Raw genomic sequence first — 14,225 nt, forward strand, 5'->3', positions numbered from 1 at the left:
CCCGCGTCAGCCCGCGGTCGGCGGCGACGCGGCGCCGTAGTTCTCGATGCCCGCCGCCCGGGCGAGCTCCAGGTCGAGGGCCTCGCGGCGGATCCGCTGGTCGACGTAGAGCAGGACCGTGACGCCCGACTGGATCGGCATGGTGATGGTCATCGCGATGACGGCGCCGATCGCCGAGACGATCAGGTACCCCCAGCTGGTGGTCCCGGTGCCCTCGGCGAGGTTCCGGAGGCCGTCACCGAACAGCGCGGCGCCCACGATCGTCAGCGGTGTCACGATGATCATGGAGACGAAGAACGTGATGACGACGGTGAGGACGGTGATCCCGAAGACGCGCCACCAGGAGCCCTTGACCAACTTCGAGGAGCGGGCGAGGGACTTGAACACCGACGCCTTCTCCAGTATCAGTGCCGGAGAGGCGAGCGAGAACCTGATCCACAGCCACACGATCAGCCCGAAGGCGGCGAAGCCGCCGAGGACGCCGACGGGGACGTTCTCGAGGAGGACGCCGGGCAGGATCAGCACCAGGATCAGGAGGCCCGCGCCGAGGCCCAGGAGCAGGGTCAGACCGGCCAGCCGCAGCAGCTGCGAACGGGCACCGCGCCAGGCCTCGGCGACCGAAGAGCTCTGACCGAGCACCGAACGGCTGAAGATCATCGTGAGCATCGCGGTGGCCACGATGCCGCCGACGAACTGGAGGAAGAGGCTCGCGCCGCTCAGCGCCAGGGTGCTGCCCAGGCTGTTGAGGACCTCGTCGGGGGCCATCTCGGGGCGCGCCGGGTCGATCGTGAGGTCGGAGAGGGCGTACTTCTGGGTGATGACGGTGGCCAGCTGCACGACGACGGACACGGCCAGGGTGATCGGCAGCACCGAACGCCAGTGCTTGCGCATGGTGGCGACCGCGCCGTCGAGGATCTCGCCCAGGCCGAGCGGGCGCAGCGGGATCACGCCCGGCTTGGCCGCCGGGGCCTGGTTGCCCCAGCTGCCGGGTGCGCCACCACTGCCGTTCTGGGGCGGGTAGCCGCCGCCGTACGAGCCCCAGCCCTGCGGGGGCTGCGCGGGCGCGGGCGGCTGCGGGGCCTGACCGGCGGCCGGGCTCGACCACTGGCCGGGCGGCGGCTGCTCGGCGGACCACTTCGGGTCGCCGCCCGGGGGCTGCGGGGCCGGCGCGGGTGGCTGCGTACCGTGGGAGCCCTCACCATCGGACGGGGAGGATCCGGGCGTAGCCCAGCCCGGAGAGTCGTTCATCGTCGCTCCTTCACGTGCACTGCTGGTGCGGGGCGCTTGGTCCGGCTGCCATCGTGCCATGTGACAACCTCGAACGGACCAGCCGTCCCCTGGATCCCGGGCCGTTCGCGCCTTCATTTGTCGTGTGGATCCGGGGCACACTGGGCGCCCTGATCTCCACGCAGGTCCGAGGGACTATTTCCAGCCCCTTTGGCTGTGGGACAGCTCACCGCCAGGTAACGATTAGCTAATGGGATGATGTCAAGCATGAAGGGACGAGTCCTTGTCGTCGACGACGACACCGCGCTGGCCGAGATGCTCGGCATTGTGCTGCGTGGAGAAGGTTTTGAGCCGTCGTTCGTAGCGGACGGTGACAAGGCGCTGGCTGCCTTCCGGGAGGCCAAGCCGGATCTGGTACTGCTCGACCTCATGCTTCCCGGACGGGACGGCATAGAGGTGTGCAGGCTGATCCGGGCCGAATCCGGCGTGCCGATCGTCATGCTCACCGCCAAGAGCGACACGGTCGACGTCGTGGTGGGCCTGGAGTCCGGGGCCGACGACTACATCGTGAAGCCGTTCAAACCGAAGGAGCTGGTGGCCCGCATCCGGGCCCGTCTGCGCCGGTCGGAGGAGCCCGCACCCGAGCAGCTGACCATCGGTGACCTGGTCATCGACGTGGCCGGGCACTCGGTCAAGCGCGAAGGCGCCTCGATCGCCCTGACCCCGCTCGAGTTCGACCTCCTGGTCGCCCTCGCGCGCAAGCCCTGGCAGGTGTTCACCCGCGAGGTGCTGCTGGAGCAGGTCTGGGGCTACCGGCACGCGGCGGACACCCGCCTGGTCAACGTGCACGTGCAGCGGCTGCGCTCCAAGGTCGAGAAGGACCCCGAGCGCCCCGAGATCGTCGTGACGGTGCGCGGTGTCGGCTACAAGGCCGGACCGAGCTGACATGAAACCCGGCATGCCCCGTGGCCGCTCCCGCTGGGGAGCGCTGCGGGGAAGCCGGCTGCTCCGCGACGGAGCACCCGGCGGCCCCGTGCTGCGGCTGTGCGTGCGCCTCGGACGCCGGCCGCTGCTTCCGGCTGTCCGGCTCTGGCGGCGCAACATCCAGCTCCGGGTGGTCGCCGCCACCCTGCTGATCTCACTCGCCGTGGTCCTCGCCCTCGGCTTCGTGGTCATCGCACAGGTCAGCAAGGGCCTCCTCGACGCCAAGGAGGAGGCCGCGCAGAGCCAGGCCGCGGGAGGGTTCGCGGTCGCACAGGAGAAGGCCAACACGCCCTATACGGCCGACGGGCCCGACGCCTCCGACAACAAGGTCGGCCGCGACGCCAGCACCTGGATGAACTCCCTGGTCAAACAGCTCGCCAGTGGCGGGCAGAGCGCCTTCGAGGTGGCCGCGCTGGGCGCGGGCACCGGAACCGGCGAGGAACAGCAGGCCGGCCGCGGGGCGGTCGGCGTCCGCGGTGCCCGCGCCTCCGGCAACGTGGACCCCACGGCCAGCGTCCCGCTGGGACTGCGCCGCAACGTCAACCACGCCACCGGCGCCTTCAAGACCTTCTCCCGGATCCGCTACACCGACGCCGGGGACAAGGCGCCCGAGCCCGCGCTCGTCATCGGCAAGCGGCTCACGGACATCAACGGCGACCCGTACGACCTGTACTACCTCTTCCCGCTGACCCAGGAGGAGGAGTCCCTCAACCTGGTCAAGGCCACCATCGCCACCGCCGGGCTCTTCGTCGTCGTCCTCCTCGGCGGGATCGCCTGGCTCGTCGTGCGCCAGGTCGTCACCCCCGTCCGGATGGCCGCGGGCATCGCCGAGCGGCTCTCCGCGGGGCGGCTCCAGGAGCGGATGAAGGTCACCGGCGAGGACGACATCGCCCGCTTGGGCGAAGCGTTCAACAAGATGGCCCAGAACCTCCAGAACAAAATCCAGCAGCTGGAGGACCTCTCCCGGCTCCAGCGCCGCTTCGTCTCGGACGTCTCGCACGAGCTGCGCACCCCGCTCACGACGGTACGCATGGCCGCGGACGTCATCCACGACGCCCGCGCCGACTTCGATCCGGTCACCGCACGCTCCGCCGAACTCCTCGCCGGACAGCTCGACCGCTTCGAGTCGCTCCTGGCCGACCTGCTGGAGATCAGCCGGTTCGACGCGGGCGCCGCCGCCCTGGAGGCGGAGCCGATCGACCTGCGGGACGTCGTGCACCGCGTCATCGACGCCGCAGAACCGCTCGCCGAACACAAGAACACCCGGATCCGCGTCCTCGGCGACACCCAGCCGGTGATAGCCGAAGCCGACGCCCGGCGCGTGGAGCGGGTCCTGCGCAACCTCGTCGTCAACGCCGTCGAGCACGGGGAGGGCCGCGACGTGGTCGTCCGGCTCGCCTCGGCCGGCGGTGCCGTCGCCGTGGCCGTACGGGACTACGGCGTCGGGCTCAAGCCCGGCGAGGCCACCCGCGTCTTCAACCGCTTCTGGCGGGCCGACCCCGCGCGGGCGCGCACGACCGGCGGTACGGGCCTGGGCCTGTCCATCGCCGTCGAGGACGCCCGGCTGCACGGCGGCTGGCTCCAGGCCTGGGGCGAGCCCGGCGGAGGCTCGCAGTTCCGCCTGACCCTGCCGCGCACCGCCGACGAGCCGCTGCGCGGATCGCCGATCCCGCTGGAGCCCGAGGACTCCCGGGCCAACCGGGCCAGGGCCGCCGCGGAGGGCTCCCTGGAGCCCCGCGGGCAGGCGGAGCCCGCGGGGCGGCCCGACCGGTCGCCGATACCGTCGAGGTCCCCGGTCGCCAGCGCGCTTCAGGTACCGGCCGACCCGACGGCGCTGCCCGGCAGCGGGGCGCGGGTCGTCACCCGGCCGGCGGAGCAGACGGCGAACGGTGCTGGTGCCGGTGCCGGTGCCGGTGCCGGTGCCGGTGCCGGCAACGGGGTGGCGGGTGCCGGGCCGGGCGGGACGGGCGGAGCGGGCGGGACGGGCGGAGCGGCGGACCGAGAGGGTGGAGCCGGTGGAGCGGGCGGAGCGGGTGGATCGCATGGGCACTGACCCGGACCGTCCGCGGACGGTACCCCTGCGGACGGAACCCCTGCGGACGGGACTCCCGCCGCGCAGGCCCCGTACGACGCGCACCCTCAGGGCGTACGCCTTCGCCGCGGCCGGGCTGCTGCTCGCCGGCTGCGCCTCCATGCCCGACCACGGCGAGATCCGGCCCGTGCAGGCCTCGCAGGGCGTCGACTCGCAGGTCCGCGTCTTCGGCGTGCCGCCGGCCGACCGGGCCAGCCCGCAGGAGATCGTCGACGGCTTCCTGGAGGCCATGACCAGCGACGACCCGCAGCTCCAGACCGCCCGCAAGTACCTCACCGAGGAAGCGGCGAAGAACTGGAAGCCCGCCTCGGCGGTCACCGTGCTCTCCTCCGGCCTCGACCGGTTCTCCGTACAGGGCGAGAAGGACCCGGCGGCCCCCCGCTTCAAGGTCGCGGGCAAGACGCTGGCCACGGTGGACGAGCGCAGCGCCTACCAGCCGGAGACCGGCGACCGGCGCTACGAGGAGTTCCTCCAGCTCACGCAGGAGAACAAGGAGTGGCGGATCGCGACCCCGCCCAGGGGCCTGGTCCTGAGCGAGTCCGACTTCCAGCGCATCTACATGCCGGTCAACAAGTACTACTTCGCGGGCGGCACGCTCGTGGCCGACCCCGTCTACATGCGCCAGCGCAGTGACCCCGACTCCCGGATGGACCCCACCACCCAGACCGTCAAATCGCTGCTGGCGGGCCCCTCCAAGTGGCTCGGGCCCGTCGTCACGTCCAGCTTCCCCACCGGTACCGAACTGCGCGAGGGCACCAAGTCCCTTTCGTACGACGGCCAGAACACGCTGCGCGTGCCGCTGAACGAGAAGGCGGACGACGTAGCGGGGCCGCAGTGCCAGAAGATGGCCACCCAACTCCTCTATACCGTCAAGGACCTGACGGGCTCCCGGGTCGACCGGGTCGAACTCGTGCGCGCCGACGGCAAGTCCTCGCTGTGCCAGGTCACCGAGGCCACCGCCGCCGTGATCGCCAACCGGCCGCTCTCGCCCGGCCACCAGTACTACGTGGACAGCGAGGGCCGGCTCCAGTGGATGAGCCTGGACCCCAACCGGGAGGAGCAGGAGCCTTCGAGGCCGGTCCCCGGACCGCTGTCCGGGAACCCGCCCTTCAAGGTCTCCTCCGCCGCCATCGCCTACGACGAGAAGCGCGCCGCGGTGGTCTCCGACGACGGGCACGGGCTGTACGTGGTCAACCTGACCACCGCCGGACCGATGCCGCAGCCCCTGCTGACCGGCAAGGGCGCCAAACCGAACGGGCTGACCGCCCCCACGTGGGACGCGGCCGGCGATCTGTGGATCGCGGACCCGGACCCGCAGGCCCCGGCGCTGTGGCGGCTGCCCCACGGGGCGGGGCCCGCCGAGCGGGTCGAGGTGTCCGGGCTGGACGGCGGGCGCATCACGGGGCTGAAGGCCTCGCCCGACGGGGTGCGGATGGCGCTGCTGGTGGAACGGCAGGGCCGCAAGACCCTGTACATCGGCCGGATCGAGCGGCCCGACGGCAAGGGCGACTCCTCGGCGGTCTCGGTGCGCGAGCTGCGCCCGGCCGCCCCGCAGCTGGCGGACGTGACGGCGATGAGCTGGGCGCCGCGCGGCCGGCTGCTGGTGGTGGGCCGCGAGAGCGGCGGTGTCGTGCAGGCCCGCTACATGCTGGCCGACGGCTCGATGGTCGGGGCCGGGCTGCCCGGTGCGACCGGGCTGGAGGCGGTCGCGGCGAGCGAGGACGAGAAGAAGCCCGTGGTCGCCTCCTCGGCGGAGGACGGGATCGTCTGGCTGCCGCCGGGTGCGCAGTGGCGCATGGTGGCGGCGGGCGGCCGCGCGCCGGTCTACCCGGGCTGACCTGTCCGGACTGCCCCGCCCGGGGTCTGGCCTGCTCTTTTCCGCGTTGTCCACAGGGGTGGCGGCGTCCCGGCCCCGACCCGCAGAGTGGACGTCATGCGGGAGTGGTGGCGGGGGCTGGCCGGTGAGCTCGCCGGGCTGGTGCTGCCGGTCGACTGCGCGGGATGCGGGGCCGCCGGGGAGACGCTGTGCGGAGTCTGCCGGTCGGCGCTCAGCGGGGCCGGGGCGGGCCCGGTACGCCCGTCTCCCAGCCCCGCGGGGCTGCCCGCGGTGTATGCGGCCGTCGCGTACCGGGAGGCCGTACGGGCCGTCGTACTGGCACACAAGGAGCGCGGCGCGCTCCCGCTGGCCGGTGCCCTCGGCGCAGCCCTGGCGGCGGCGGTCCGCACGGGCGGGGTGGGCGGGGTGGGGGAGGGGGAAGTGGCCCTGGTTCCGGTCCCCTCCGCGCCCCACCGGGTACGGGCGCGCGGTCACGACCCGGCGCGCAGGATCGCGCTGGCCGCCTCGGCGCGGCTGCGGCGGGAGGGCGTGCCCGCGCGCGTGACGCCCGTGCTGCGGCTGCGGCGGGCGGTGGCCGACCAGGCGGGCCTGGGGGCGTCGGAGCGCCGGGAGAACCTCGCGGGTGCCCTGGTGGCACGTCCCGGCGCCGGTCGGGTGACGGCCGGCGCGGCCCGGATCGTGATCGTGGACGACCTCGTCACCACCGGGTCCACGCTGGTGGAGGCGGCGCGGGCGCTGCGTGCGGCCGGGATCGGGAGACCGGACGGGGCGGCGCCGGGGGCCGTGCTGCTGGCCGCGGTGGTGGCCGCGCCGGCGGATGCCTTCGTACGCCCCGGTGCGGGTGGCGGGTCCGGTCGGAGCCGGGCGGATCCGGTCCGCAACTCGAACAGAGCAAAAAACTTGTGAATAGATTTGGAACTGGGAGGGAAGGCGCATCGTTGCAGGTAGTAAGAGGGAACGGCCACCTGAACGGAGGTACGTTCCGGTAGCGGGTGCCGACAACCGGCATAGAGGGATATGTTCGGTTGTAAGGAATTGGCGAACCTTGGGCCCCGCGCGTCGGAACGGGCATTTCGAGCGTTTGTACGTTTCGGAAACTTCGTGTCAGAGGTTGTCCCTCGACTCCGAAGTCGGTGGGGTGTAGATCTTGCCGGTGGGGGAGGAGGAGGTGAAAGTCGCCAAGTCCGAGGCTCCGGTGTTCACCGGAGTCTGGTGCGAAAGGGAGACGCTTCGCCCCTGGGGCGGAGCTATCCGGGAACGGAGTTCTGCGTGGACATCGTCGTCAAGGGCCGTAAGACCGAGGTGCCCGACCGGTTCCGCAAGCACGTCGCCGAGAAGCTGAATCCGGAGCGGATCCAGAAGCTCGACGCCAAGGTGATCAGCTTGGACGTCGAGGTGTCCAAGGAGCACAACCCGCGCCAGGCCGACCGTTCCGACCGCGTGGAGATCACCCTGCGTTCGCGGGGCCCGGTGATTCGTGCCGAAGCCGCCGCCGCAGACCCGTACGCGGCGCTCGACCTCGCTCAGGACAAGCTGGAGGCCCGGCTGCGCAAGCAGCACGACAAGCGCTACACCCGGCGCGGCGCCGGACGGCTCTCGGCGGCCGAGGTCGCCGATGTGGTCCCGAACGCCGCGACCCTGAACGGCAACGGCGAGCCGGTCAACGGCGAGAAGGCGGACGCGATTCCGACCACGCGGATCGGATCGCTGGAAGTGCAGGGCGAAGGCCCGCTCATCGTTCGCGAGAAGACCCACGCGGCCACACCCATGTCACTCGACCAGGCTCTGTACGAGATGGAGCTGGTCGGTCACGACTTTTACCTGTTCGTCGACTCCGACACCAAGATGCCGAGCGTCGTCTACCGGCGCCACGGTTATGACTACGGCGTGATCCACCTCGACGCCTCCGACGCCGCGTCCAGCTCGGGCGAGCTCGACGGCGCCGGAGCCGGTGGAGCGCTCGGCGGCTGAAACCGCTGATTCCGGACTGATTCCGGGCTGAAACCGGATGTCCGTTCGGTGCCCCCGCGTTCGCTCAGGCGGGCGCGGGGGCATTTGTGCGATGTGGTGGCTGCAACCCGATGGCTCACGGTGGCTGGTAACCACCGGCCTGTAATCGTCTGCCCCCGCCGGGCCACGCGGGCATGGAATCATGTCGGGCAGTCACCCGGCGGCCGCTCTCGTCGGATTGACCCAGCAGCTCAGCACACGCGGTGCAGGGGGAGGAACGATGGCGGACAGCTTCGGGCCGGTGCGCGATGACGACGGTGCGGGCTGCCGTGAGGAAGGCCGGACGGCAGAGCCGATCCGGGTGCTCGTGGTCGACGACCACGCGCTGTTCCGGCGCGGGCTGGAAATCGTCCTCGCGCAGGAGGAGGACATCCAGGTCGTCGGCGAGGCGGGTGACGGCGCGGAGGCCGTGGACAAGGCGGCGGACCTACTGCCGGACATCGTGCTGATGGACGTGCGGATGCCGAGGCGCGGCGGGATCGAGGCGTGCACGTCGATCAAGGAGGTGGCGCCCTCCGCGAAGATCATCATGCTGACGATCAGCGACGAGGAGGCGGACCTCTACGACGCGATCAAGGCGGGCGCGACGGGGTACCTCCTGAAGGAGATCTCGACGGACGAGGTCGCCACGGCGATCCGGGCGGTGGCGGACGGGCAGTCGCAGATCAGTCCGTCGATGGCGTCGAAGCTGCTGACGGAGTTCAAGTCGATGATCCAGCGGACGGATGAGCGGCGGCTGGTGCCGGCGCCGAGGCTGACGGACCGGGAGCTGGAGGTCCTGAAGCTGGTGGCCACCGGGATGAACAACCGGGACATCGCCAAGGAGTTGTTCATCTCCGAGAACACCGTGAAGAACCATGTGCGGAACATTCTGGAGAAGTTGCAGCTGCACTCCAGGATGGAGGCGGTGGTGTACGCGATGCGGGAGAAGATCCTCGAGATCCGGTGAGTGGGTGGGTGGCGGTGGGTGCGGGTGGTTGGGCCCTGCGGGGCTGTCCCCTACCCGCCCTTCGCCCGTTCCCTGGGCTCCGCCCAGACCCGGTCCTCAAACGCCGGACGGGCTGAAAGGCCTGGGCTGCGCCCGGGCCCCGTCCTCAAACGCCGGACGGGCTGAAAGGCCTGGGCTCCGCCCAGACCCGGGCCTCAAACGCCGGACGGGCTGAGGGGCCTGGGCTGCGTCCGGACCCGGGCCCTGAGCGTCTGACGGGCTGGGAGATCGCTCGTCAGAGGGTCGAGAGTTCCGAGGTGACCGCCTCCGCTTCCGCGGGAGAGGTGGCTCGGTCGATTCGGATGGTGTCGCAGCCGACCCAGGAGGCGGCTTCCCGGAGGGCCTGGGCCATGGGGCGGGCTGCCTTGGGGGTGGTCAGGGAGAGTTGGCGGGCCACCAGGGTGGTGCCTTCGCGGGCCGGGTCCACGCGGCCCTGGAGGTGGCCTCCCGCCAGCAGGGGCATCGCGAAGTAGCCGTGGATCCGCTGGGGCTTGGGTACGTACGCCTCCAGACGGTGCGTGAAGCCGAAGATCCGCTCCGTGCGCGGGCGTTCCCAGACGAGGGAGTCGAAGGGCGACAGGAGCGTGGTGCGGTGGCGGCCGCGGGGCGGTGACGCCAGGGCCGCGGGATCGGCCCAGGCCGGCTTGGACCAGCCCTCCACCTCCACCGGGACCAGGCCCGAGTCCGCGACGACCGCGTCGAAGTCCGGCCCCTTGAGGCGGTGGTAGTCCGCGATGTCGGACCGGGTGCCCACGCCCAGCGACTGCCCCGCCAGGGTGACCAGGCGGCGCTTGCACTCGAGGTCGTCCAGGTCGTCGTGGAGCAGTGCCGCGGGGACGGCCCGCTCGGGGAGGTCGTAGACCCGCTTCCAGCCGCGGCGTTCGGTGCAGACGACCTCGCCGATGTCCAGGAGCCACTCCACCGCGATCTTCGTCTCGGACCATTCGAACCATTCGCCGCCGTTCTTGGCGCCGCCCAGTTCGGTGGAGGTGAGCGGGCCCTCGGCGGCCAGCCGGTCCAGGACGGTCTTCGTGGAGCGGTCCTTTTCCTGCAGGACGTGCCAGCGGTGGCCGCGGGCCTTGCGGGCCCGGCGGCGGAAGGCGAAGTGCGGCCATTCCTCGATGGGCAGGATGCAGGCCGCGTGCGACCAGTACTCGAAGGCGTGCTGGTCCGACCAGTAGGAGGCCTCGACGGTGGAGCGGCCGACCGCGCCCAGGCGGGCGTACGGGACGAGCTCGTGGGAGCGGGCCAGTACGGAGATCGTGTCGAGCTGGACGGCGCCCAGGTGGCGCAGGACGCCGCGGACGCCGCCCTTGCGGTCGGGCGCTCCCAGGAACCCCTGCGCGCGCAGGGCGATGAGGCGGGCATCGTCGGCGGACAGGGACACGGTCGGCCGCGGCCGGGGTGTGGCGGTCGTCATGACCGCACCCTAGACCCGGCCACTGACAGCGGTCCGCGGAGCGGGCGAGGGCAGGTACGGGAGGCGGGCGGGCAGGCCCAGGTCCGAGGGGAGCAGGGAGCCCACCCAGCAGTCCCGCAGGGTGCCGCGGTGTTCCATGCCCGCGCGCTGGACGCCCTCGACGGTGAATCCGGCCTTTTCGGCGACGGCGCGGGAGGCGTCGTTGCCGATGCCGGCCCGCCAGATCATGCGGACGCAGCCGGCCTCGGTGAAGGCCCAGGGCAGTACGGCGGACAGGGCCTCGGGGAGGTAGCCGAGGCCCCGGTGCGCGGCGACGGTCCAGTAGCCGACCTCGTGCGCGTGCGGGCCGCGCGGCACGATCCCGACGGTGGCGACGAGCGGGCCGCCGGCGCGGAGGCGGACCGCGAAGTTGTACTCGGAGTCCTCCTCCCACCCGGCCGGGCCCCTGGCCACGTAGCCCTCGGCGTCCGTGCGCGCGTACGGGACGGGGACGGGGATCCAGCGCTGGATGGCCGGGTCCTGGCACGCGGCGTGCACCTCGTCGGCGTCCGAGGGGAGGTGGGGGCGCAGGACGAGGCGTTCGGTGGTCAGGGTGATCGGTTCCATGAACGGATTCTGCTGGTGGAGGACAGCGGGTGTGAACACTTTTTGGGGAAGTGGGACGATCCGTCCCGGCACCTTCGGCGCCCCCCGCACGTTCTCATTTCCGGGCAGTCCTGTCCCGCGGCAGTGCGGACCTCCCGACGCGACCGCGTCCTCGCTTACGATGGCCGTTGCGGTGGGGCCCACCCTCCGTGCCCGTGCACGAACCAGTGCCAGGCCCGACCGGCAAGGAGACAAACCTCGGTGTCCGTCTTCAACAAGCTCATGCGTGCAGGCGAAGGCAAGATCCTCAAAAAACTGCACCGCATCGCGGACCAGGTCAACTCCATCGAAGAGGACTTCGTCAACCTCTCCGACGCCGACTTGCGTGCGCTGACGGAGGAGTACAAGCAGCGCTTCCAGGACGGCGAGAGCCTGGACGACCTGCTGCCCGAGGCCTTCGCGACCGTCCGCGAGGCCGCCAAGCGCGTCCTCGGCCAGCGGCACTACGACGTCCAGATCATGGGCGGTGCCGCGCTGCACCTCGGCTACGTCGCCGAGATGAAGACCGGTGAGGGCAAGACCCTCGTCGGCACGCTCCCCGCGTACCTGAACGCGCTGTCCGGCAAGGGCGTCCACCTGATCACGGTGAACGACTACCTCGCCGAGCGCGACTCCGAGATGATGGGCCGGGTGCACAAGTTCCTCGGTCTGGAGGTCGGGTGCATCCTGGCGAACATGTCTCCGGCGCAGCGCCGTGAGCAGTACGCCAACGACATCACGTACGGAACGAACAACGAGTTCGGCTTCGACTACCTGCGCGACAACATGGCGTGGTCGCAGGAGGAGCTCGTCCAGCGCGGCCACAACTTCGCCGTGGTCGACGAGGTCGACTCGATCCTCGTCGACGAGGCCCGTACCCCGCTGATCATCTCGGGCCCGGCCGACCAGGCCACCAAGTGGTACGCGGACTTCGCGAAGCTGGTCACCCGCCTGACCAAGGGCGAGCCCGGCCAGCCGCTGAAGGGCATCGAGGAGACCGGCGACTACGAGGTCGACGAGAAGAAGCGCACCGTCGCCATCCACGAGACCGGTGTCGCGAAGGTCGAGGACTGGCTCGGCATCGAGAACCTCTACGAGGCGGTCAACACCCCGCTCGTCGGCTACCTGAACAACGCCATCAAGGCGAAGGAACTGTTCAAGGCCGACAAGGACTACGTCGTCATCGACGGCGAGGTCATGATCGTCGACGAGCACACCGGCCGCATCCTGGCGGGCCGCCGCTACAACGAGGGCATGCACCAGGCGATCGAGGCGAAGGAAGGGGTGGACATCAAGGACGAGAACCAGACCCTTGCCACGATCACCCTCCAGAACTTCTTCCGCCTGTACTCGAAGCTGTCGGGCATGACCGGTACGGCCATGACCGAGGCGGCGGAGTTCCACCAGATCTACAAGCTCGGTGTCGTCCCGATCCCCACCAACCGCGACATGGTCCGCAAGGACCAGGCGGACCTGATCTACCGCACCGAGGTCGCGAAGTTCGCCGCCGTCGTCGACGACATCGCGGAGAAGCACGAGAAGGGCCAGCCGATCCTCGTCGGTACGACGTCGGTCGAGAAGTCCGAGTACCTCTCGCAGCAGCTCTCCAAGCGGGGCATCCCGCACGAAGTGCTGAACGCGAAGCAGCACGAGCGCGAGGCCTCGATCGTCGCGCAGGCCGGCCGCCGCGGCGCCGTCACGGTCGCCACGAACATGGCCGGCCGCGGTACGGACATCAAGCTGGGCGGCAACCCGGACGACCTCGCCGAGGCCGAGCTGCGCCAGCGCGGTCTGGACCCGGAGGAGCACATCGAGGAGTGGGCGCACGCCCTTCCCGAGGCGCTCACGCGGGCCGAGGCGGCCGTGAAGGCGGAGTTCGAGGAGGTCAAGGAGCTCGGCGGGCTGTACGTGCTGGGCACCGAGCGCCACGAGTCGCGCCGTATCGACAACCAGCTGCGCGGTCGTTCCGGCCGTCAGGGCGACCCGGGCGAGTCCCGGTTCTACCTGTCGCTCGGCGACGACCTGATGCGTCTGTTCAAGGCGCAGATGGTCGAGCGCGTCATGTCGATGGCGAACGTGCCGGACGACGTGCCGATCGAGAACAAGATGGTCACGCGGGCCATCGCGTCGGCCCAGTCGCAGGTCGAGACCCAGAACTTCGAGACGCGCAAGAACGTCCTGAAGTACGACGAGGTGCTCAACAACCAGCGCACGGTCATCTACGCGGAGCGCCGGCGGGTCCTGGAGGGCGAAGACCTCCAGGAGCAGATCCGGCACATGATGGACGACACGATCGACGCGTACATCACGGCCGAGACGGTCGAGGGGTTCGCGGAGGAGTGGGACCTGGACCGGCTGTGGACCGCCTTCCGGCAGCTCTACCCGATCAAGGTCACGGTGGACGAGCTGGAGGACGCCGCGGGCGACCGCGCGGGCATCACCGCCGAGTTCATCGCGGAGTCCGTCAAGGACGACATCCACGAGCAGTACGAGGCGCGCGAGACCGCGCTCGGCTCCGACATCATGCGCGAGCTGGAGCGGCGCGTGGTGCTGTCGGTGCTGGACCGCAAGTGGCGCGAGCACCTGTACGAGATGGACTACCTGCAGGAGGGCATCGGCCTGCGGGCGATGGCCCAGAAGGACCCGCTGGTCGAGTACCAGCGCGAGGGCTTCGACATGTTCAACGCCATGCAGGAGGGCATCAAGGAGGAGTCCGTCGGCTACCTGTTCAACCTGGAGGTCCAGGTCGAGCAGCAGGTCGAGGAGGTCCTGGTGGCGGACGCCGGTCCGTCGCTGGCGAAGCCGGAGATCCGGGCCAAGGGCCTGGACGCCCCGCAGCGCCCGGACCGCCTGCACTTCTCCGCCCCGACGGTGGACGGGGAGGGCGGCGTCGTCGAGGGTGACTTCGAATCGGAGTCCGGTGACGACTCCGGGATGACGCGCGCGGAGCGCCGCAAGGCCGCCAAGGCCACGGGTGGCCGTCGCCGCAAGAAGTAACCTCCGCCGTTCGCGGCGCAGGCGTGCCCGCCGGGGCCGGACACCA

10 protein-coding genes are annotated in these 14,225 nt (G+C 70.9%); 7 read left to right on the forward strand and 3 right to left on the reverse strand.

Going from position 1 to position 14,225, the window contains the following annotated elements; genetic code table 11:
- Positions 1–6: 6 nt before the first annotated feature.
- Entirely contained in the window at positions 7–1,248 is a 1,242-nt protein-coding gene (locus OG904_RS18420; RefSeq protein WP_405492285.1) for a glycerophosphoryl diester phosphodiesterase membrane domain-containing protein, read from the reverse strand.
- 234 nt (positions 1,249–1,482) lie between these two features.
- Here OG904_RS18420 and mtrA point away from each other — a divergent pair, with 234 nt between their 5' ends.
- From mtrA to OG904_RS18450, 6 genes are all read left to right on the forward strand, one after another.
- Positions 1,483–2,172 carry a two-component system response regulator MtrA gene (mtrA, locus tag OG904_RS18425; RefSeq protein ID WP_328298976.1) on the forward strand — a complete coding sequence of 230 codons (690 nt, stop codon included), beginning with the start codon at positions 1,483–1,485 and terminating at the stop codon, positions 2,170–2,172.
- Between the two features lie 13 nt (positions 2,173–2,185).
- Positions 2,186–4,264, forward strand: coding sequence for an MtrAB system histidine kinase MtrB (gene mtrB / locus OG904_RS18430; RefSeq protein ID WP_405492288.1), 2,079 nt, complete (start codon positions 2,186–2,188; stop codon positions 4,262–4,264).
- Complete coding sequence (locus OG904_RS18435; RefSeq protein ID WP_405492290.1) at positions 4,254–6,140, forward strand: LpqB family beta-propeller domain-containing protein; 1,887 nt, start codon at positions 4,254–4,256, stop codon at positions 6,138–6,140. The genes mtrB and OG904_RS18435 overlap by 11 nt, the downstream gene beginning before the upstream one ends.
- A 96-nt stretch (positions 6,141–6,236) precedes the next feature.
- Positions 6,237–7,046 (forward strand): ComF family protein, encoded by an 810-nt coding sequence (locus OG904_RS18440; protein WP_405492292.1) that lies wholly within the window; start codon positions 6,237–6,239, stop codon positions 7,044–7,046.
- A gap of 363 nt (positions 7,047–7,409) precedes the next feature.
- Positions 7,410–8,111 carry a ribosome hibernation-promoting factor, HPF/YfiA family gene (hpf, locus tag OG904_RS18445; protein WP_405492294.1) on the forward strand — a complete coding sequence of 234 codons (702 nt, stop codon included), beginning with the start codon at positions 7,410–7,412 and terminating at the stop codon, positions 8,109–8,111.
- 259 nt (positions 8,112–8,370) lie between these two features.
- Entirely contained in the window at positions 8,371–9,099 is a 729-nt protein-coding gene (locus OG904_RS18450; RefSeq protein WP_405492296.1) for a response regulator, read from the forward strand.
- A gap of 274 nt (positions 9,100–9,373) precedes the next feature.
- Here the strand turns inward: OG904_RS18450 and OG904_RS18455 are convergent, their stop codons facing one another.
- Both OG904_RS18455 and OG904_RS18460 read right to left on the reverse strand, forming a co-directional pair.
- Complete coding sequence (locus OG904_RS18455; protein WP_405492298.1) at positions 9,374–10,558, reverse strand: winged helix-turn-helix domain-containing protein; 1,185 nt, start codon at positions 10,556–10,558, stop codon at positions 9,374–9,376.
- A 9-nt stretch (positions 10,559–10,567) separates the two neighbouring features.
- On the reverse strand, positions 10,568–11,164 hold the full coding sequence (locus OG904_RS18460) for a GNAT family N-acetyltransferase (RefSeq protein WP_405492300.1): 597 nt from the start codon (positions 11,162–11,164) through the stop codon (positions 10,568–10,570).
- A gap of 240 nt (positions 11,165–11,404) precedes the next feature.
- Between OG904_RS18460 and secA the strand changes: the two genes are divergently transcribed.
- On the forward strand, positions 11,405–14,179 hold the full coding sequence (secA, locus tag OG904_RS18465) for a preprotein translocase subunit SecA (protein ID WP_405492302.1): 2,775 nt from the start codon (positions 11,405–11,407) through the stop codon (positions 14,177–14,179).
- Positions 14,180–14,225: the final 46 nt, after the last annotated feature.

It is taken from the genome of Streptomyces sp. NBC_00096 (genome assembly GCF_045041305.1).
Taxonomy (GTDB): Bacteria; Actinomycetota; Actinomycetes; order Streptomycetales; family Streptomycetaceae; genus Streptomyces.